Raw genomic sequence first — 21809 nt, 5'->3', positions numbered from 1 at the left:
TCCCTTTTTTCAAGAATAACATATTTAACTTAGTTCCAAATAAAAAGAACGGACACAGTATCCTATGTCCGTTCTTCCCCTCACACATACTTCCGATGCACCATCTTCCCATCATAAGAAAACACAACGCCCTTACTCTCCACAATAGACTCCATATGCACCGTTCTTCCCCATAGCTGATGAAGATATGGTAATACCTTTTCTAAGTATTTTAAATCGAGCTCGATTCCTTCGTAACTATGTTTAATGTATAATTCTCCGTTCTTTAAGTAGTCTCCATCTTCTACTACTAAGTACGGGAACCCACCATTTGTCCGCATATTTACAAGTTGATCACGCACATTTTCCCATTCTTTATCTATTACTTTATATTCTTTTCCTTGGCGCTGGAATAAGTACATATCTTCTCGCATAACAAGATCTTTATTTAAGTAGTTTCTTAGGAACGATACGTCCCATTCAATTTCGCGTACTTCAAACATTTTGTCACGGCCAGATCCTGGTTTTACGCCTCGTCGCTTCATTTCTTCTGTTGGATTGTTGTACCGTTCTTCAATATCTTCAAAGATTTTAATACCTAGGTAGTATGGATTAATACTTGTTTTTGATGGCTGTACAACACCTGCATTTAATTTCGCAAATTCAATAGCTTCATCAGAGGTTAAGTCCATTTCACGAAGTATGCGTTGATGCCAGTAGGATGCCCAGCCTTCGTTCATGATTTTCGTTTCAAGCTGTGGCCAAAAATATAACATTTCTTCGCGCATCATCGTTAATATATCACGCTGCCAATCTTCTAACTCACGGCTATATTCTTCAATAAAGAGCAGTAAATCTTTCTCTGGTTGTGGTGGAATTTTCTTCTTTTTACGCACATTAGAACGTTCCTGCTTTTTATTGCGATTATCTAAATTCCATAAATCATCGTATTGCGACACCTTTTTCTTTTCTACTTCTTCATCTTCTAAATCATCAATACTCCATGCGAGCTTCGGACGCATAAGCGACGGATCAATATGCTCTTGAATGGCAAGTACGGCATCTAAAAATGTTTCTACCTCTGCCTTTCCGTACTTATGCTCATACGCTTTCACACGGTCCGCTGTTGCCGCCATACTCTCTACCATATCTCGCTTCGTATTTGAAAAACGAATATTATTTTTGAAGAAATCACAGTGTGCTAAAACGTGCGCTACAATTAATTTGTTTTGAATTAAAGAGTTCGTATCTAATAAAAAGGCGTAACATGGATCAGAGTTAATAACGAGTTCGTATATTTTACTAAGTCCTAAATCGTATTGTAATTTCATTCTGAAAAATTGTTTTCCAAAACTCCAATGTGAAAACCTTGTCGGCATCCCATATGCACCAAATGTATAAATAATTTCCGCTGGACATATTTCATAACGCATCGGATAAAAATCAAGCCCAAATCCAGTCGCAATTTCCGTAATTTCCGCAATCGCATATTGCAGTGCTTTATCGTCACTTGCTCTCATTATTTTCCCTCCTTACACTTTCCCTTAAGAAAGTGTATGATGAAGAACAAGCTTTCATGAGGATTGATTGCATAATAAAAAGACACCCCCGCAAAAACGAGAATGTCTCATCTATTAACCTTCAATAATCTCCATCTTCTCCGTAATCGGAGTACGAGCTTTTCCTTCTGGTGCTTTATCGAAATAGCCGATATGAAGAATTCCAACGATACGTTGGCCTCTTGTTAAACCGATTCCTTCTATAAATAATGGATTGTAGTTTAATCCGCCTGATTTCCAAACACAACCTAATCCACGTTCCCAAGCAAGAAGTTGGAAGTTTTGCATAAATGCACATGTTGCAGCGTAATCTTCGTCACGCTGAATTTGACGTGGATCTTCATTCATATATACAACGATTTGTGCAGGTGTGCTTAAAAAACGATCTGATAAAATTTTACCGCGTTTCGCTCTTTCTTCTTCTGTGAAAGAGTTTAATACTGCGTCTACTAATTTCTTGCGGCCTTCTCCGATGTATAGTTTACAATTCCATGGTTCACGGTGCTTATGATTAGGTGCCCATGTTGCGTCGTTTAATAGTTCAATTAATAAATCTTTTTCTACTGCTTTATCTGTAAATGTACGTACAGAACGTCTTTCTTTAATCACATTTGCGATGGAAGTATATGTAGTCATATTTATCTCTCCCTTATTTTTATCTATATGTATAAGTTTATCGTTAGTATTGATATTGATTTTCAATTTCGATTATACCTTAGTTTTTTACTATTAATCAATGTTTTATGTTGGAAAACTTCTAAAAACGTCATTTCATGCTGTGAATAAAAAAACTTAGCTTGTTCACAAGTATTTCACATTTTATGGAAATGATATGTGTACAGTTTTCTACATTATCCATCTAGGAGGAGTTTACATGTACAAAAAAATCGCTGTTTGTATGACTATGGCAGCATTATTATGCGGGATATCCACCTTCCCTATATCCGCTGCCACGCCAAAAGAAGTAACACTGCATCACCATAACCCAATTTCAGAAGAAGAAATGCAATCGCTAGAAAAACTCGGCTATAACAAACATGAAATTTGGAAAGCTGCTCATATTGCAAGAATTAGTAATAAAGAAATAAAAGATGTTTTAGCTTACTATAAGCAAAATAAATCTTGGGAGAAAACAGCCGAGCATTTCGGTATAGATCCAAGTAAGCTGAAAAAGCATCATATGAATAAAGAAACAAAGCAAGCACTGCTACAACAGTTAGCAACTATGCAAAAATCCACACCGGATCAGCTAAAGCAAAAAATGAAAGAATATAACATCAAATTGCGTCATCTTACTGTGTTAACAATCATCTCTCAAAAAAGCAATACTCCTCTTGATGATGTATTAAAGATGAAAAAAGATGGAATGGACATTAAACAAATTGCCGAAAAATTAAATGTAAAAAGAGAAGATATACGAGCGGAAATGATGAAATTAGTGAAGTCTATTAAAGAACAAAAAACAAATTAAAATGCTAAAAAGGAAGAGCCATTCACCACTCTTCCTTTTCTTTATGAACTTTCAATTTTTAAGTATAAATTCCCGTCTTTCCCAAAAACTAACACAAGTAAATGATATATGTTAGGGGTGAGAAAATGTTCGGTTTATCATCTAAAAAATCAAAAAAGACTAATACAAAAACACTTTGTTCTATCCCAGAATTTATACAAACCATGAAAGAATCAAGCGATTTTGTCTCTTATAACATACTTAAAGATGAAACGTTGTGCTTGTTTTATTATAAATCTGTCGTGGAAGCACTTATTATTAAACAATTCATTTTAACTCCTCTAAAAAAGGAATCGGACCAAATCCAAAACATCTCTGATTTATGTAATATCATCTCTATTGAAGACATTATTACCTCCCCTTCTATTGATGATATTCGTAAAAAATTATTAGGTGGATATATTTTAATACGCTTAAAAAACAATTCGAATCCTGATCAATATGCTTTAATTCGTGCCGAAAGTACTGTTTTAGGAAAACGATTATATAACGATACAGAAAATGAGTATAGCGTAATCGGACCTAAAATCGGTTTCGTTGAAAACCTTGATACAAATATCCACTTATTACGCCGAAATATCGTAACGGAGCAACTCATTTTTAAAGAAGTTACCGTCGGATCTATATCAAAAACGAAAGTAGCAGTTGCTTATATAGAAGGAATTACAAATGAACAATTTGTCAACACAGCAATTCAACGGCTAGAAGACATTGACTTTGATGTCCCATTTGATTCAACTATGATTGAGCAATTTATTAGTGATAATAGCAATTCACCTTTTCCTGTTCTATTACCTACAGAACGATTAGATCGAGCTGTATTTGCATTAATTAACGGGGAAGTTTTAATCTTAACAGATGGCTCTCCATATGCTTTATCAGGACCAACAACGTTACTGGATTTTTTCATTTCACCAGAAGATTATTATTTACCGTGGATGATTGGATCGTTCTTTCGTATTATTCGTTTTTTCGGAGCTATATTTTCTCTTTTTTCCTCCGCTATTTATACAGCGGCTTTAACATATCATTATCAAATGATCCCTGCCGATTTACTAGGTCCTATTATTTTCTCGAGAGCTAACGTACCTTTCCCTCCTATTCTAGAAGCACTCTTTTTAGAAATTACAATTGAATTGCTCCGTGAAGCTGGAGCGCGTTTACCGACAAAAGTCGGACAAACAATCGGGATTGTTGGGGGGATTGTAATTGGCCAAGCATCCGTGGAGGCAGCTTTGACAAGTACAATTTTATTAATTGCAGTTGCTTTATCCGCTCTTGCATCTTTCACAACACCAACAGTAAAGATGTCTTCTACTATCCGGTTGTTACGCTTTCCGCTTATTCTTTTAGCCGGTGCATTCGGAGGATTAGGCCTCGCTGTCGGATTTGTATTTATTTTAGCTCATTTAATTAAATTAAAATCGCTTGGATCACCTTATTTGTTACCTTTATATCCATTTCGTGGTTTAGGTACAGCAGAAGGTTTTCTTCGATTACCATTTAGTCAAACGGCACAAAGACCTTCTTTTCTTAGACCAAAATCAAAATGGCGCTACAATCCAAACAAATCGAAGCAAAAACGTGATGGTGAGAATGAATGAAGAAAATTTTATTGCACCTTATTATCATTATCTTCTTCATTTTACAAACTGGCTGTACACAAACGTATATAGTGGATACGCAGCGTATTATTCATGTCGCTGGATTTGACATCACTAAAAACAAAAGATTCCAAGGAACTATTCTCTTCCCAGAGTACACACATGGTGTAAAGTCTAAACCAGAAACTCAATCAACATCTGCCCGTTCACTTGAGACAATCGCTTCACGATTAAATGCAAAATCACCTCACAATGTCGTTGTAGGTCAAATGCGTGTCGTCCTATTTGGAAAGGCTCTAGGAGAACGCGGAATGGGAGAGATTATTACTAACTTACAACGTGACCCAAATATCGGGCGCGATGTACAACTAGCAATTGTAGATGGATCAGCTGAGGAACTTTTAAATTACGGAAAAAAAAATGGATCTTTATACATTGCTGATTTACTTGAACAAAATATCCGAAATGAGAACATTCCACAAACCGCATTAGACATTTTTTTATATAATTACTACTCTTCTGTATGTGATGCCTATGTCCCTTATCTTAAAATGGACGATAATCATTCCGTCGCTGTCAAAGGACTTGCTTTTTTAAAAGGCGATAAAGTCGTTATGTATACGGATAAAAGACATTCTGTTTTAGCAAAATTACTTATTAACCCTACGAAAAATGGACGTTACGAAGCAGCGATAACAAAGGATAAACATAAAGGTATGGTTGTTATACAAAACTTAGCTGGGGAAAATAAGTATGATATAGATCAAACTGGCGACATACCAAAAGTAAAAATCCATTTAAAATTAAATGGATTAATTAAAAACTCTCCAAATTGGATTGATCTAAGAAAAAAAACAAATATCAACTATATAAAAAAACAAATTGAACGAAATGTTGAAAAAGACTGTGAAGATTTAATAAAACAATTTCAAGAAAAGAAAATTGATCCTTTAGGAATACGAGATGAAATTAGAAGCCATACGAGAAAATGGAATATAAAACAAATTCGAAATATGTATCAAAATGTAGCGGTGGATATAAATTTAGATCTTAATATTGTACAATCTGGAATCGGGGAATAGTGAGGTGAAATGAGCAATGAATACAATGAATAAAACAAAAACTGTCTCTCCATATTTTGCATTTATTTTATTGCATTCTCTCCAAATCGGAATAGGAATTCTCGGATATCAACGTGTAATTTTGAAAAATGCAGGTTATGATGCTTGGATTTCTCTTATTATTGCAGGTATTGCAACTCATATTGTACTGTTTTGTATGTTAAAAATGCTTGAAAAAGACGGAGATTTAATTAGCATTCATACAACAACCTTTGGAAAATGGATTGGCTCTATATTTTCTGTAATTTTCACTCTCTATTGCTTATTATTTTGCCTTACTGTTCTTCGTACATATATGGAAGTAATACAAGTTTGGATCTTTCCTACCATTAAGTTATGGAAACTTACCCTAATGTTTTTATTGGTCACTTACTACATTATAAAAGGTGGCTTCCGTTCTGTGACAGGGATATGTTTTTGGGGTATTGTTCTTCCTATGTTCGTTGTATTCTTTTTAGTCTATCCGATGAAGTATGCACATTTTCGTAATATTTTACCTATTTTTACGCATTCCCCTTTCGACATACTTGTGTCAGCAAAACAATCTGCATTAGAATTTCTCGGATTTGAAACAATTCTTATCTTCTATCCCTTTATTGAAAAAGGAAAATCTTTAAAAAGATGGGCTCACGCAGGGATTGTTTTTAGCACTCTAATTTATGTAGTTTTAGCTATTGTATCATTTATGTATTATAGTGAAGGACAATTGAATCACACTATTTGGCCTACTTTAACGATGTTAAAAATAATAAAAGTTCCTTTTATTCAACGGTTCGAATATATTATTATTTTTGTTTGGTTTTTAATAATTTTGCCGAATCTTTGTTTAACTATTTGGTCATCATGTCAAACGATGAAGCGTTCCTTTCATATTTCATTTAAATTTACACTACCATTTTTTATTTTCATCGTTTTTACAGCTTCTTTATTTTTTAAAAATCGGGAAAGTATCAACGCATTAAATACTGTACTATCTCAAGCGGGATTGTATATTGTATACGCTTATATCCCAATTTTATTTCTAGTTCATTCGCTAAGGTGGCGCTTCAAAAATCAGTCAAAAAAATCTTCAACCGATACACCGTAATCTCTGATACAATTTGATTAATACATTTGTAAAGGGGACAAGCGAATGAAAAAGTATGTATTTTCTTTACTTGCAGTACTAAGCTTAATTCTTGCTGGATGCGGAAGTACTGGTACAAATGACCAAAAATCTTCTGAATCAAAAAAAGAAGAACATGACCACGCATCGCACACTCAGCAAGCTGACATTCAAGAGAAAACAAAAGGAGTCGACACACTTCCGACCTTCCTAGATAAGCTTGATCCACAAATGAAAGATATCTACACCGTCGCTGGACAAAATGCAGAGCTATTAGATTGGATTCCATGCTATTGTGGTTGCGGCGAAAGTGTAGGACATAAAAATAATAAAAACTGCTTTATCCGTGAAATTAAAAAGAATGGTGAAGTTGTTTGGGATTCCCACGCAACGACTTGCGTCAATTGCCTAGAAATCGCAGTTGAATCTGCTTCCATGAAACAAAAAGGAAAATCAACGCTAGAAATTCGTAACTATATCGATAATAAATATAAAGAAGGCTATGGCAAACCAACACCTACGCCAATGCCAAAAGCTTAAAAAACGAGGAAACTCCTCGTTTTTTCTTTTCATTCACTTTTTTTCTTAACAAATTCTTTCAAGTGTATTTCTCCTTACTTATCACACACTATATATAACTCTCGGTAAGGAGGGTACACAGTGCAAACATATAACGACTATGATAAAGCTCTCTATTACACGTATTGCTGTAATTGGGATAAATTACTCGTTCTCATGGTTCAAACGAACGATCAATTATTTTCTAAGCGTATTGAGCATTTTTTACACGCTTATCAATACAGCAAGGAACTACCAGAAGTTGATAAACAATTGCAGCTCCTATTTCAATATATTGACCACGCATCCCAAAAGTCGCATGTAGAAGAAGTAGAACAAATTCAAATGTAAAATATAGCGCTATTCTCTTCCGGAGAATGGCGCTTTTTTAAAATGTTTATATCAATAAAAGTTTCTCCTTATAAAACTTTTATTGATAAACATATTTTTTCTTTCTTTTCCATACCACTTCATACTATAATTTAGTATGTAACTATTATAAGAGAGGTATAAAATATGGGACGAGAAAAAAAGCAAGAATATGCTTTACTTACCGCATGGGGAGCTTCTTTTATCGCTACACTAGGAAGTCTGTACTTTTCCGAAATCATGAAATTTGAGCCTTGTGTTCTTTGTTGGTATCAACGTATTTTTATGTATCCATTCGTTTTATGGCTTGGTATCGCTGTAGCAAAGAAAGATTATCGCATTGCAAGTTATTCTTTACCAATTGCAAGTATTGGTGCTTGTATTTCTTTATATCACTATGCAATTCAAAAAGTCGCAGCATTTTCAGCTGCTGGGGCAGCTTGTGGACGTGTACCATGTACGGGAGAATACATAAACTGGTTCGGCTTTGTGACAATCCCGTTTTTAGCACTTATCGGCTTTATTACAATCGCTGTTTGTAGCTTTATTGTCATCAAAAACAAATAAGGAGATGAAAGAATGAAAAAAATGCTTATATTTGGTGGTATTATTATCGCCTTGTTCGTGGCAATTTTCGCTGTAACACAAATGGAAGAAAAAAATGCTACTAGTCAAAAGATTGATAATCCTACTGAAAGTAAGACAAACGGTCCTGACTACTACACAAATAAAATTTCTCTTTCAGATCTTCAAAAGAACTTAAAAGAGAAAAAAGAAGAAACAGTATACTTTTATCAAACATCTTGCGTTCATTGCCAAAAATTATCTCCTGTCCTAGTGCCAATGGCTAAAGACTTAAACGTTGATATGAAAGTTATGGATATTGAAAAATTAGATGCTCCTTGGGATGAATATAAAATTCAAGGTACACCAACAATCATTCATTTTAAAGATGGCAAAGAAGTGAGCCGTATTAGCGGTGAACAGCCGAAAGACAAATTAAAAGAATGGCTTGAGCAAACGAAAAAGTAACGAGAAAAGGAAACTCCTTCTACACATGAAATGGGCGTAAAATCCCACACTAATGTATAAGGAGGGGGTTTTATGCCAGAAGTAAGATGTTCTGTTTCCAACTGTTCTTTTTGGGGACAAGGTAACTTTTGTCAAGCAAGTGCGATCATCGTTCAGCCTGATGCAGATGAAACTGGTCAAACTGAAAATGATTCATATACAGCTGCTGTTTTAACAAACGAAACGCTAGAAAGTTCTGTAGCAACGAGTGTAGAGACTTGTTGTCATACATTTAAGCCTAGATATTAACAATTATTCCACCTCATATACGTGAGGTGGTTTTTTCTTTCTCTCTTCTTGTTTACGTCATCTCTAATTCTCCCTATAATAAAGTTAACATTTTTATGAATACGAAGGTGAAATACTATGGCTAAAACAATTGCAGATATCGCCAAATTGGCTGGAGTTGCAAAAAGCACAGTCTCTCGTTACTTAAACGGCGGATATGTAAGTGATAAAACAAAACTTAAAATCGAAGGTATTATTCAGGAAACAAATTTCTCTCCCAATACATTTGCTCAAAGTTTAAAAGCAAAAACAACAAATTTAATTGGTGTCATCATCCCCCGATTAGACTCCTTCGCTACAATGAAAACACTTATCGGGATCGATAAAACATTACAGGAAAATAACTATCAAATGCTTGTAGCAAATGCAAATCAAACAACCGGAACTGAAATACAAGCAATTGAAAACTTTATAAAACAAAAGGTAGCTGGCATTATTTTATTAACAAAAACATTAACGAATGAACATCAAAAAATTATGGCTAATTCAAACATCCCTATTTTATTCGTCGGGCAAGAATATAAAGATCAATATTGCCTCGTTCACGATGATTATGATGCAGCTTATGAGTTAGGGGCATACGTTTTATCGCAAGGCCATCGACATATTGCCTATTTAGGGATAGAAAAAGATGATATTTCTGTTGGAATAAATCGAAAAAATGGTTTTCAAAAAGCAATTGAAAATTTAGAACCGACTTGCAACGTTTCATATTACGAAACAACTTTCCGCATAGAAGATGCCATGAAACAAGTACAACATATTTTAGATAATAATCGCCCAACTCTTATCGTATGTGCTACAGATAACATCGCTCTTGGCGCAATGAAAGTCATTCACTCCCACTCTCTTTCTGTACCAGGTGATATTTCTGTAACAGGATTCGGTGGATATGATATTTCAGAAATGGTACACCCTAGTTTAACGACAATTGCGTTTGACTATGAGTATGCTGGAAAGCTTGCTGCCACTTCTCTTTCACAGCTTGTTGAAAACAAAACTATACCAAAAATATTACACTCTCGTTATACATTAAAAATCCAAGAAAGCGTTGACAAAATATAAAGGCGCTCTATAATAAAATTAAAACCGGTTCCACATTTTAAAAACAGGATTTTCAACATCATTTCCCTGTTTTTTATTTTAATTTTTTGCGGAACCGGTTCCATAAAAGAAAATTTATAGTAAGGGGGAATTTTTATGGATATGAAACAAATTGCAACTCAAGTAATACAGAATATTGGTGGAAAGGAAAACATTGTTCGTGCCACACATTGCGCGACTCGCCTTCGTCTTATATTAAAGGATGATACGAAAATAAACGCTGCAGAAATCGAAAACATCGATGGAGTAAAAGGTGCTTTTGCAACGACCGAGCAATATCAAATTATTTTTGGAACTGGCATAGTAAACAAAGTATATGATGAATTCTCAAAACTAATTGGAATAGCCGAACTAGATTCTACAACATCAAACGATATACCTAAGAAAAAAATGAATCCTATCGCCCGCCTAGCAAAGACACTATCTAATATTTTTGTTCCAATTATTCCAGCTATCGTCGCAAGCGGTTTACTTATGGGTCTACTCGGAATGTTGAAAGCGTTTAAATTAGTTCCTGGAGATCACTCACTTATCCAATTACTTGATATGTTCTCAAGTGCAGCTTTCATCATTTTACCTATTTTAATTGGAGTTAGTGCCGCTAAAGAATTTGGTGGAAACATTTTCTTAGGTGCAGTTGTTGGTGGTATATTAACTCACCCAAACTTAACAAATCCTTGGACTCTTTCAAATGCAAAACCCACTGTTTTACATTTCCTTGGTATGGATATTGATATGATTGGCTATCAAGGTACTGTTTTACCTATTTTATTATGTGTATATGTTATGAGTACAATTGAAAAAGAACTTCGAAAACGTGTTCCGAACTCTTTAGATTTATTAGTTACACCATTCTTAACAATTATTATAACTGGCTTTTTATCACTTATTATTATCGGACCAATTGGATATAAAATCGGTGACGGCATTACGTACCTTTTAAATACAATTTATCAATTTGCAGGACCAGTAGCTGGACTTATATTCGGTGGATTGTATTCAACAATCGTTCTTACTGGCTTACATCATAGCTTCCACGCTATTGAAGCGGGCTTACTCGCAAATAAAGATATCGGTGTCAATTTCTTACTCCCTATTTGGTCAATGGCGAACGTTGCACAGGGCGGTGCTACTTTAGCTGTCTATTTCAAAACAAAAAACAAAAAAACGAAAGAAATTGCAATTCCAGCAGCAGCTTCAGCATTTTTAGGAATTACAGAACCAGCTATCTTTGGTGTCAATTTAAAACTTGGTAAACCATTTATTGCAGCAGCTATTGGCGGCGCAATTGGAGGCGCTTACGTTGTTTGGATGCAAGTAGCGGCTAATGCATACGGTTTAACAGGTATTCCGATGCTTACAATTGTTGCACCTCTTGGCATGATGAACATGATTCACTATATAATTGGTTTCGCTATTGCAGTTATCACTGCTTTTGTTGCCACATTCATTTTATATAAAGAAAGTAAATAATAACGGGGTGAAAACCTATGTCAAAATATAAAACAATACTGCAATCTAATAAAGACGAATTACATTCTTTATATGAAATTGCAAACCAAGATTCATGGAAACCAATTTATCATATCCACCCACCATTTGGATTAATGAATGATCCTAACGGTGTATCATACTACAATGATGAATATCACGTTTTTTATCAGTGGTATCCATTTGGTCCCATTCATGGAATGAAGCATTGGGGGCATGTGAGGTCAAAAGACCTTATTAACTGGGAGCGTATGCCTGTAGCCATCATCCCTACTGAAAGCTATGAATCACACGGTGCATATTCTGGTAGTGCTATCGTAAAAGATGGCCTTCTTCATCTACTTTATACAGGGAATATAAAAAAGCCTGATGATTCCCGTGATGCAAAACAATGTATGGCAACAATGGATTCACAATATACGATGACGAAATATAGTAATAATCCTGTTATTGATATAATTCCTGACGGATATACAAAACATGTACGTGATCCAAAAGTCTGGAAACATAATGATATGTACTATATGTTACTCGGTGCCCAACGTGAAAATAAAACAGGAACTCTATTACTATACAAATCACAAGACCTATACAATTGGCATTTCCAAGGCGAAATTACAACAAACTTAAAAGAATTCGGATTTATGTGGGAATGCCCCGATTACTTCCAATTATCAGGGAAAGATGTACTTCTCTTTTCACCGCAAGGAATTGAAAAAGACGGAGAAAACTTTCACAATGTATACAATGTCGTTTATGCTATAGGCCATTTCGATATTAAAAATTTATATTTCCATGTTGATTCCTATTACGAAGCTGATAAAGGATTCGATTTTTATGCCCCTCAAACTTTAGAAGACTCTACTAGTCGTCGCCTATTGTTTGCTTGGGCAGGATCAAGTGAAATCACATATCCTTCTGATGATTATATGTGGGCTCATTGCCTAACACTTCCACGTGAATTAACATTAGAAGATAACATCTTAAAACAAAAACCAGTTTCAGAATTAACAAAACTACGAACAACAAAAAAAGACATTTCAGGAGATATAACAGCTGGATTAAATGTATTATCAACGCTTGATGATGAAGACTCCTATGAATTAATTGTTACACTTAAAACAGAAGATGCAAAGCGTTTTGGTCTTTCTCTCTTCCACAATGAGGAGGAATGTTTCCCCATTACATTTAATCGGGAACAAGGTACTATTTCTATAGACAGGGGCAACTTCTACCATCAATTTGGCGGAGAATATGGATTTGAACGCTGTAAAAAAATCAATATTCAAGATACGATAGAACTACAAATATTTGTAGATAAAAGCATCGTGGAAATTTTCTTATACGATGGTTCAACAGTCTTTACGTCCCGAGTTTTTCCCCGAAAAGACATGAAACATCATATCGCAATCTTTTCAGATGCAAAACTAAGCTTTACCATCACACAATATAAGCTGAAAAGAGGGATTGTATGAGAAATATCTTTTGTATAGGTGAACTATTAATTGATTTTGTGTGCCGAAATACTAACGTTTCTTTAGTAAACGGTTCAGATTTCGAAAAAAAAGCTGGTGGAGCACCCGCTAACGTTGCTGCTGCGATTACAAAATTAGGTGGACACGCTACATTTATGGGGCAAGTAGGAAACGACCCATTTGGTGAGTTTCTTGAACAAACTTTACAGCGTGCGCAAGTCGATACATCCATGCTCATAAAAGATAAACAAACAACACTTGCATTCGTATCCATCGATCAAGATGGCGAACGTGATTTTACTTTTATGCGTGGTGCAGATGGTGAATATCAATTCAATAGCATTGATTTATCAAAAATACAAACGAATGATTTAATACATTTCGGTTCAGCGACAGCTTTACTATCAAGCCCATTAAAAGAAACGTATTTTCAGTTGTTACAATATGCGAAAGATAAAGGCCATTTTATTTCTTTTGATCCAAATTATCGAAGTGCACTCATTACAAATACAGAACAATTCTCTCAAGATTGTCTAACCTTTATAAAACATGCACACTTCGTAAAAGTAAGTCAAGAGGAAGCTACTATGCTCTCTAAAGAGAGTGATTTACAACAAGCTGCACTCAAATTATTAAATTATGGCGCAAAAGTAGTAGCTATTACCCTTGGAAAAGACGGTACCCTTCTTGCGACAAATGAAGGTCAAACTATTGTCTCTTCTATTTCCATTCAACAAGTCGATACAACTGGTGCTGGTGATGCTTTCGTTGGAGCAATGTTATATCAGATTGCCCAAAGTGAACATACACTTTCGTATCATTTCAAAGACTTAACAGCATTTATCTCCTTTGCCAATAAAGTAGGCGCTATCACATGTACAAATTACGGTGCAATTGCCTCTCTTCCATCATTAACAGATATAAAAGCATACGATTAATCGTATGCTTTTTTACATCCCTCTCCAAAAATCATGCATAATAAAAAAGTACAAAATAACGAGAACGGCCGTCCCGCATAAGGTAATGCGCCGATATATACTCTTCTCTCCTTCCCTCGCTTTCACAAACGCCCAAATAAATCCGAAGAACAATATTAAATCAACATATGGAACATAAAAAGAAAAGACGAGAAACGCATATAAATACACGATAAATAAACAGGTCGTTACTAAGAAAACTTTAAACGCAAATTCACTTTTCATAATATAACCGCCCCCTATCTGTACTGTATTATATTCAACAAAATACAATAGTTGCAGTTAAACTCCAAGTATAAATAAGCTACCGTCTATAATACGGTAGCCATTACGGAACATTGTATTTCCGTTTATATATATTACTTAAAATCGAAGAAGGAATTTGCTCGTAACGAACTTTCTCTCCTGTTTCATCTATAATATACGAATTGTTTCCTATATAATATATTCCATCTTTTCGTTTTGAGTACACTGGATATCTTTCATTTGGCAATACCGTTTTCACTTTCGTTAACTGTCCATTTGGTTCTTGCCAATATATATCCGCGCGGTCTACTAACGTAAGTACTCCAATTTGTTCTTTTTCTATTTTTCGACCATTCCAGCTCACAACGCGATAACCAAGTTTATTCGCTTCATATTCGGGGCTCGTATGAAAACGAGAAATGATTACTTTTGTTTGTAATTGTACTCGGTCATATAACCATTGTATATCCCTGTCATGCATACGAATACAGCCATTTGATTCCCTACTTCCAATCGTCCATTCCCGGTTCGTCCCGTGAATTGCATATTCATTCTTATCTAGTCCAAGCCACCTCGTACCAAGAGGGTTATTCGGTGCACCCCCAGGTATTTTTTTTCGATGGTATTCTTTATTTTTAAATTTAGTTATAATACAAAAATTACCTTCAGGCGTAGGTGTACGATCTCTTCCAGTCGTTACTGGAAATGTTTTTGTGTAATTTCCATTTTCAAAAAAAGACAACTGGTTCGTCGTAAGATTTACTAATATTAAATGATCTGTATTAGCAAAAGCACTAACCGGTAGGATGAAAAATAATAGTATGATGAAACATAACTTTTTCAGCTATATCCCCCCTAGCGCTCCCTATAATAATTGGAATTAACATTACTTTGCTCTTATAAATGAAAACTATCCATTTACAATAACGCCCCCATTTACATGTATCATTTGCCCAGTAACATAGGATGAATCACCAGATGCCAAGTATACGTATGCCGGCGCTAATTCATATGGTTGACCAGGTCTTTGCATCGGAACATTGCTCCCAAACTGAGAGACTTTCTTCTCATCAAAGCTCGATGGAATAAGCGGTGTCCAAATCGGGCCTGGTGCAACACCATTTACCCGAATCCCTTTTTGCACTAACGATTGAGAAAGTGATCTTGTAAAAGCTACGATTGCTCCTTTCGTTGCGGAATAATCAATTAACGTTTCATTTCCTTCATATGCAACGATAGATGCCGTATTTATAATGACATCCCCTTTCTTCAAATGAGAAAGAGCTGCTTTCGTAACGTGAAAATAAGAAAAAATATTAATACGAAATGTTTTTTCTAGCTGTTCTGCTGTAATATACTCTAGCCCTTGCTGCGGATATTGCTGTGCAACGTTATTCACTAAAATATTTAAACTACCTAACTGCCGGGCGGTCTCTTCCACAATATCTTTACAATGCTGTTCATTACTCAAATCCCCCGGCAACAATACACACTTTACACCTTCTTTTTCAACACGTTGTTTCGTCTCATTTGCATCTTCTTCCTCATCTAAATAAGCAATCGCAACATTTGCTCCCTCTTTTGCAAAAGCGATGGAAACTGCTCGTCCAATTCCGCTATCTCCTCCCGTAATTAACACATTCTTCCCTTTTAACTTTTCACTTCCTTTATAGTTTGCATCTTCAAACTGCGGAAGGGGGCTCATTAATGATTCAATACCTGGCTGCTTATTTTGATGTTGCGCAGGCATTGTTATAAAGTTTTTTTGCTGTGGCATAGCTGCTTTCAACTCCTTTTCCTTAGCATGTGCACAATAAAAAGCTGAAATTCACACATCGTTTTACGATTAATATTCGAATTTAAGACACAAAATATGAATTGTTATAAACTTTTTATGCAAAACTATTGCAAAATAGATAAAAAACGAATATTATATATAACTGTTGTGAAAATTATTCGTAAACAGAAAGGATGTTTATATGTTTAACCTTTCAAAACATAAAACTTCTATTAAAACTGAAATTATGGCAGGTATTATTACCTTCTTAACAATGGCATATATCATTGTCGTAAACCCTGTTATCCTTGGAGATGCAGGTGTTCCATTTGAACAAGCATTTACAGCAACAATTATTGCTGCTGTTGTCGGAACATTATTTATGGCAATCTTTACAAACTTACCAATCGCAATCGCGCCAGGTATGGGATTAAATGCTTACTTCTCTTACTCTGTTGTAAAAGCGCATGAAGGCATGACTTTCGCAATTGCATTCTCTGCTGTATTCGTAGCAGGTATGATTTTAATTTTGCTATCATTTACATCTTTCCGTACAAAATTAATGGAAGCAATTCCTGAAAACTTAAAACATGCAATTACTGCTGGTATCGGGCTATTTATCGCCTTTATCGGTTTACGTTTAACAGGTATCGTTACAAAAAATGATGCAAACTTAGTTGGACTTGGTGATCTTCACTCTGCTCCAGTACTACTAGCATTAGCTGGACTTGGAATTACAATTGTCCTTATGTCTTTAAATGTAAATGGCGCACTATTTATCGGGATGCTATTAACTGGTATTATCGCTTTCTTCACGGGACAATTATCATTCTCAAACGGTGTTACATCAATGCCTGGTTTACCAGAAGGAATTATCGTTTCAAATCCAATTACTGCTGTATCTGACGTAATTAACTACGGATTATACGGCGTTGTATTCTCATTCTTCCTTGTTACACTATTCGATACAACAGGTACATTACTTGGCGTTGCACAACAAGGTGGATTTATGAAAGACGGAAAGCTTCCAAAAGCAGGACGAGCTCTTCTATCTGACTCATTCTCAGCAACTATTGGTTCTATGTTCGGAACGACACCATCAACAGCTTACATTGAATCATCTGCTGGTGTTGCAGCTGGTGGTCGTACTGGTTTAACAACTGTTACAGTAGCGGTTCTATTCGCACTAGCAGCATTCTTCGGACCATTAGTAAGTGCCGTTTCTGGTGTATCAGCTATTACTGCTCCCTCATTAATTATCGTTGGTAGTCTTATGATGGGTTCAGTTCGCCACATCGATTGGGACGCATTTGATGAAGCATTCCCAGCATTTTTAGTAATCTTAAGCATGCCACTTACATCAAGTATCGCAACAGGTATCGCACTTGGATTTATTTCATACCCACTTATGAAAGTGGCAAAAGGTAAATTCCGTGCTGTTCACCCACTTGTGTATGTATTTGGAATTTTGTTTGCTTATCAATTGATATTCTTACCACATTAAAATCCCTCATAAAGAGGGATTTTTTTATACATAAAAAGTAGAGCATCGAAATTCGATGCTCTATTTTCCTTTTTTAAAAGCAATATAAAAAGGCTACAGAGAAATTCTTCTCCGCAGCCTAATATTTATTTTTGCAAGAACGCCTGCAAATCTGCAAACTGTCTCTTTGCATCTTCATAGCCTTGCTCATATAGATTTTGTAGTTTTGCTGTATCTTTTTCCATACGATCTACTTGAAGCGGTACTTCTGGACGAATAACAAATAAATTCCCAGCTTGTTCTTCTTTTTCAATATAGTGAAGTGTTTCATTATACACTTCATAACGATTTAGCATCGTGTTCACAAGGTTCGGATATTTTTTATAAGCTTTCGCAGCAATCCACCCAAATCTTGATTTTTTCTTTGCGTAACCATGATTTCTCGTTAAAATTACGACTGATTTTTTAAATCCATCTTCCTGTGCTTTACGAACTGGAATTGGATCAGAAATCCCGCCATCTAACAGTTGCTTACCACGATAATTTACTACTGGTGCAATGAAAGGCAATGAACTAGACGCTTGTAATAAATTTAGTGCATCATCATTCGTTCCTTCTTTTTCAAAATAAACAGACTGTCCTGTTTCACAATCCGTCGTTCCTACAAGGAAACGTTCTGGGCTATTAAAGTATGTTTCAAAATCAAACGGCACATGCTTTTCTGGAATTTCGTGGAAAATGAAATCCATATCAAATAGCTGACGTTTTCTCCATAAGTTTTTATACGATAAATATTTCGGATGTGATGCATACTCAATATTGACCGTTTTATTTCTATTTCTTTGTCTGGAAAGATACGACGCTGCATGACAAGCACCAGCTGATACACCGATTACATATGGAAAATATAAATCTTGTTCCATAAAGTATTCTAATATCCCGCCCGTGTATACACCACGCATACCGCCGCCTTCTAATACTAACCCCGTATTTTCAAGCATGTTACTCTCTCCTCTATATATATTGACTCTTTAATTATTCACCATGTTAAGTATCTTTTTCTATTATATATGAGTTCTTTCAGAAATTATATTTAAAAGCCTTGAGAAAAAGGAGTTTTTTCTTCCAATTATATTTCCAAATGACCGGAGACATCCTTTATAAACCTTTGAATAAAGTCTTGCTCTTCTTTCGTATATCCATCTAAAAGTAACAACCACTTTTCTTCAGCTTGCTTATGCAATTTTTCATGAGCTTTATATATTTCATTCCCACTCTCCGTTAAGCTGAAGAAGATTTCTTTTTGATTATCTAACATTTGCATCTTCTCAACGAATTGCTTTTGAAACAACTTTGTACAAATTTTAGAGATTGCTCCCTTCGTCATGCCCATTTCTGTCGTAATTGCCGTTACATTCATCAAACCATTTTTTCCGATACATTCGATTACATGTAACTCAGATAAAGACATACTACTTACGCCTGTCTCACGAAGAAACTTCTCATTTTGTCGTTTTAAATGTTCTTCTTTTTTATGCAAAAGTGTACGAATGTCCGAAAGTATTTCCATTTGCTTCATTGCATGCTTCAATCCGTTCGCCTCCTAAGTTTCCAAAGAAACAATTTAACTATATACCATTTTAAAACCATTTTTTCATCTTTACAAGTAAGAAAATCATGTTAAAATAAATTTGGTTTCCTAGGAAACCAAATCACAAGGAGGTTAACATGATGAAAAACTCTAAACTAACTTTTATTTTATATGTTGTCTGTATTAGTGCCTTATTCGGTTCCTTCACGCAAAATATTTACACACCTATCTTACCGATGATTCAAAATTCTTTTCACACTTCTCTTTATCTTGTAAATATAACCGTTTCACTTTTCACATTCGTTCTTGCAATTATGCAGCTCGTATATGGACCTTTAATTGATACAAAAGGAAGAAAATCTGTCCTTATTCCTAGTTTAGTCATTAGTACAATTGGTTCAATCGGATGTGCTTTTTCGGCAAACATTTATTTATTTCTCTTTTTTAGAGCTGTTCAAGCTATAGGAATAGCGGCTATACCTGTAGTTTCAGCAACGATTATCGGCGATTTTTTTGAAGGAAAAGAACGCGGAGAAGCGATGAGCCTATACCAAATGTTACTTGCCCTCGCACCTGCAATGGCTCCTCTCATAGGCGGTTATCTTGGCAGTATACATGGTCACTTATCTGTATTTCTCTTTTTATCTACACTTGGCATTATCTTATTAATTATAAACATTTCACTACTCCCAGAAACAAAGCCAAATATAATTAAACAAGCTAAAGCACAAAAGAATTACTCTCTTATCTTAAAAAATAAAACTGGATTTTCTATTACTCTTATTGGCTTCATTCAATTTTGTATTTACTTTTGCTTTCTCGTTTTTTTACCGAGTATTTTAACAAATTCATTTCATTTAACTGTAAATAAAATTGGTCTTATGTTTGTACCAATGTCTCTTTCTATCATGCTAGGAAGTTTTTGCTACAAATTTTTGCAAAAACGCCTCACAACAAAGCAAGCTTTATTTATTACGAGTTTCTTCAATATTATATGTGTCGTTTTATTCTCTTTCATATATAACATCAATATCCCATTCATCATTATCGTTACATCTTTGTACGGTTTTAGTATGGGACTTTCTATGCCAACTCACACAACTTTATTAACAGAAGAATTCGTACAAGAACGCGCAACAGCTATCGGTATGTACAACTTCATCCGCTATCTTGGTATGGGCACAGGGCCACTTATAGGTGGATTTCTTTTATTTAACCAAAATTACTTTTGGATTTTCTTCCTAGGCGCAATTATGTTTTTACTTGTAATCTTATATACAATGAAAATGCTAAGCCTTCATGCTGTACAAAAATTAAAATAGAGCCCCAAAAATGTCGGCTCTATTTTACCCTCTTTGATCCGCAACAATATGAATATCAATATACTTTGTTTGTCTCATAATTTCATTTACAATAGAACCTTTTCGAATTTCTTCCCACCGCGTTCTCGCTGATTGCCCAAGTAAAATTTGTGTTACTTGCAATCTTTTCGCGACTTCAATAATAACATCCGCTGGCTTTCTTCCCTTTGCTTCTTCTAATACAAAACTTGCATCAAATTGATTCGTGAGCGCCTTCCACTCTTCAATCGTCTGCTTTTTTCCAGCTGAAATAGAATCTATATTTTCCCTCTCAACGTTTAATACGTACAATTCAGCATTTAACCGATCAGCCATGCGCCATCCCCGTCGTATTAATTTCTCCGCTGTTGAACTGTATTGTACACAAACAAGAATTTTTTCTTTTACGCCAATCGGTTCTATTACTGTTTGGCTAATTTTCTCGTCCATATCATCCGCAACTTCTCGAAGTGATAATTCCCTAAGTGCTCCTAAATTATTAAGTGTAAAGAAGTTTTGTAAGCTTTGCTGAATTTTTTCTTCTTTATATATCTTTCCGTCTATTAGTCTCTTCCTTAATACCTCGGGCGTTGCATCAACGAGCTGAATTTCATTTGCTTTTTGTAAAATAAAATCTGGAATTCGTTCTCTTACTTTTACATTCGTAATTTGAGCTACAATATCATGAACACTTTCTAAATGTTGAATATTAAAAGCTGATAATACCGATATACCAGCCTCTAACAATTCCTGCACATCCATATAACGTTTCTTATGTTTAGAACCAGGAACATTACTATGCGCAAGTTCATCCACTACAACTACTTGCGGCGCGCGTTTTTTTATTCCTTCCACATCAAGCTCATAAAATACCTTTCCTTTATACTGTATTTCTTTCAAAGGAACTTTTTCTAAATCAGCAATTGCTTCTTCCGTCTCTTTTCTTCCATGCGTTTCAATTAAACCAATTACAATATCAATTCCATCTTTTTTCATTTCCCTTGCATCAAAGAGCATTTTATAACTTTTTCCTACGCCTGGAGCTGCTCCTACATATAGCTTTAACTTTCCGCGCTTTTGCTGACGAATATATTCTAAATATTCCTCTGGCGTTCGCCTTTGAAACTTCGGTTCATAATCATCTGCATACAAAATAAACAC

The 21809-nt window shown here is 35.1% G+C and carries 23 protein-coding genes; 15 read left to right on the top strand and 8 right to left on the bottom strand.

The genetic code is table 11. The features are described 5' to 3' along the window. Positions 1 to 80: 80 nt before the first annotated feature. Entirely contained in the window at positions 81 to 1499 is a 1419-nt protein-coding gene (spoVR, locus tag MR168_RS05120) for a stage V sporulation protein SpoVR (protein WP_001202693.1), read from the bottom strand. A gap of 114 nt (positions 1500 to 1613) precedes the next feature. Further along, complete coding sequence (locus tag MR168_RS05115) at positions 1614 to 2174, bottom strand: nitroreductase family protein (protein ID WP_000214821.1); 561 nt, start codon at positions 2172 to 2174, stop codon at positions 1614 to 1616. Positions 2175 to 2412: 238 nt separating this feature from the next. Here MR168_RS05115 and MR168_RS05110 point away from each other — a divergent pair, with 238 nt between their 5' ends. The 13 genes from MR168_RS05110 (at position 2413) to MR168_RS05050 (ending at position 14172) form a co-directional block, all read left to right on the top strand. Then, entirely contained in the window at positions 2413 to 3009 is a 597-nt protein-coding gene (locus MR168_RS05110; RefSeq protein ID WP_000276964.1) for a hypothetical protein, read from the top strand. Between the two features lie 125 nt (positions 3010 to 3134). Beyond that, the gene (locus tag MR168_RS05105; protein WP_086412675.1) at positions 3135 to 4652 is read left to right on the top strand and encodes a spore germination protein; all 1518 of its coding nucleotides are present in this window, start codon (positions 3135 to 3137) and stop codon (positions 4650 to 4652) included. Further along, positions 4649 to 5734, top strand: a complete 1086-nt coding sequence (locus MR168_RS05100; RefSeq protein ID WP_000722252.1) for a Ger(x)C family spore germination protein — start codon at positions 4649 to 4651, stop codon at positions 5732 to 5734. Before MR168_RS05105 ends, MR168_RS05100 begins: the two co-directional genes overlap by 4 nt. A 16-nt stretch (positions 5735 to 5750) precedes the next feature. Then, positions 5751 to 6860, top strand: coding sequence for a GerAB/ArcD/ProY family transporter (locus MR168_RS05095; protein WP_001095034.1), 1110 nt, complete (start codon positions 5751 to 5753; stop codon positions 6858 to 6860). A 45-nt stretch (positions 6861 to 6905) separates the two neighbouring features. After that, positions 6906 to 7418, top strand: a complete 513-nt coding sequence (locus MR168_RS05090; RefSeq protein WP_000761026.1) for a PCYCGC domain-containing protein — start codon at positions 6906 to 6908, stop codon at positions 7416 to 7418. A 120-nt stretch (positions 7419 to 7538) separates the two neighbouring features. Continuing rightward, the gene (locus MR168_RS05085) at positions 7539 to 7787 is read left to right on the top strand and encodes a YhdB family protein (RefSeq protein ID WP_001195459.1); all 249 of its coding nucleotides are present in this window, start codon (positions 7539 to 7541) and stop codon (positions 7785 to 7787) included. A gap of 165 nt (positions 7788 to 7952) precedes the next feature. Next, a complete protein-coding gene (locus MR168_RS05080) occupies positions 7953 to 8372 on the top strand; it encodes a disulfide formation protein C (protein WP_000532263.1) in 420 nt (139 codons plus the stop codon). A 12-nt stretch (positions 8373 to 8384) separates the two neighbouring features. Then, positions 8385 to 8837: a thioredoxin family protein gene (locus tag MR168_RS05075; protein ID WP_000738450.1), complete on the top strand. Its 453-nt coding sequence runs from the start codon at positions 8385 to 8387 to the stop codon at positions 8835 to 8837. 72 nt (positions 8838 to 8909) lie between these two features. Next, positions 8910 to 9125, top strand: a complete 216-nt coding sequence (locus tag MR168_RS05070) for a DUF1540 domain-containing protein (RefSeq protein ID WP_001115482.1) — start codon at positions 8910 to 8912, stop codon at positions 9123 to 9125. Between the two features lie 117 nt (positions 9126 to 9242). Then, complete coding sequence (locus tag MR168_RS05065; protein WP_001140402.1) at positions 9243 to 10229, top strand: LacI family DNA-binding transcriptional regulator; 987 nt, start codon at positions 9243 to 9245, stop codon at positions 10227 to 10229. Positions 10230 to 10364: 135 nt separating this feature from the next. After that, positions 10365 to 11741 carry a sucrose-specific PTS transporter subunit IIBC gene (locus MR168_RS05060; RefSeq protein WP_000367318.1) on the top strand — a complete coding sequence of 459 codons (1377 nt, stop codon included), beginning with the start codon at positions 10365 to 10367 and terminating at the stop codon, positions 11739 to 11741. Between the two features lie 17 nt (positions 11742 to 11758). Then, complete coding sequence (gene scrB / locus MR168_RS05055; RefSeq protein WP_000049751.1) at positions 11759 to 13234, top strand: beta-fructofuranosidase; 1476 nt, start codon at positions 11759 to 11761, stop codon at positions 13232 to 13234. Continuing rightward, positions 13231 to 14172 (top strand): carbohydrate kinase family protein, encoded by a 942-nt coding sequence (locus MR168_RS05050; protein ID WP_006914785.1) that lies wholly within the window; start codon positions 13231 to 13233, stop codon positions 14170 to 14172. The genes scrB and MR168_RS05050 overlap by 4 nt, the downstream gene beginning before the upstream one ends. A gap of 12 nt (positions 14173 to 14184) precedes the next feature. Here MR168_RS05050 and MR168_RS05045 read toward each other — a convergent pair whose 3' ends face one another. The 3 genes from MR168_RS05045 to MR168_RS05035 form a co-directional block, all read right to left on the bottom strand. Then, the gene (locus MR168_RS05045) at positions 14185 to 14436 is read right to left on the bottom strand and encodes a hypothetical protein (RefSeq protein ID WP_000834195.1); all 252 of its coding nucleotides are present in this window, start codon (positions 14434 to 14436) and stop codon (positions 14185 to 14187) included. Positions 14437 to 14539: 103 nt separating this feature from the next. Then, entirely contained in the window at positions 14540 to 15301 is a 762-nt protein-coding gene (locus tag MR168_RS05040; RefSeq protein ID WP_025921749.1) for a L,D-transpeptidase, read from the bottom strand. Between the two features lie 66 nt (positions 15302 to 15367). Beyond that, entirely contained in the window at positions 15368 to 16234 is an 867-nt protein-coding gene (locus tag MR168_RS05035) for an SDR family oxidoreductase (RefSeq protein WP_001136261.1), read from the bottom strand. Between the two features lie 202 nt (positions 16235 to 16436). On the opposite strand from MR168_RS05035, the gene MR168_RS05030 reads away from it, so the two are divergent. After that, positions 16437 to 17738, top strand: coding sequence for an NCS2 family permease (locus tag MR168_RS05030; RefSeq protein ID WP_000482713.1), 1302 nt, complete (start codon positions 16437 to 16439; stop codon positions 17736 to 17738). Positions 17739 to 17863: 125 nt separating this feature from the next. On the opposite strand, the gene MR168_RS05025 is transcribed toward MR168_RS05030, so the two are convergent. Further along, complete coding sequence (locus tag MR168_RS05025; RefSeq protein WP_006914761.1) at positions 17864 to 18718, bottom strand: patatin-like phospholipase family protein; 855 nt, start codon at positions 18716 to 18718, stop codon at positions 17864 to 17866. Positions 18719 to 18846: 128 nt separating this feature from the next. Beyond that, positions 18847 to 19308: a MarR family transcriptional regulator gene (locus MR168_RS05020; protein ID WP_086412674.1), complete on the bottom strand. Its 462-nt coding sequence runs from the start codon at positions 19306 to 19308 to the stop codon at positions 18847 to 18849. 140 nt (positions 19309 to 19448) lie between these two features. Between MR168_RS05020 and MR168_RS05015 the strand changes: the two genes are divergently transcribed. Continuing rightward, positions 19449 to 20630 (top strand): MFS transporter, encoded by a 1182-nt coding sequence (locus MR168_RS05015; protein ID WP_086412673.1) that lies wholly within the window; start codon positions 19449 to 19451, stop codon positions 20628 to 20630. A gap of 24 nt (positions 20631 to 20654) precedes the next feature. Here the strand turns inward: MR168_RS05015 and kdpDN are convergent, their stop codons facing one another. Next, on the bottom strand, positions 20655 to 21809 hold the full coding sequence (kdpDN, locus tag MR168_RS05010; RefSeq protein ID WP_086412672.1) for a KdpD-like non-kinase potassium sensor: 1155 nt from the start codon (positions 21807 to 21809) through the stop codon (positions 20655 to 20657).

The organism is Bacillus cereus group sp. BfR-BA-01356, from assembly GCF_022663635.1.
Taxonomy (GTDB): domain Bacteria; phylum Bacillota; class Bacilli; order Bacillales; family Bacillaceae_G; genus Bacillus_A; species Bacillus_A cereus.
This window is presented reverse-complemented; position numbering and strand designations above follow the sequence as displayed.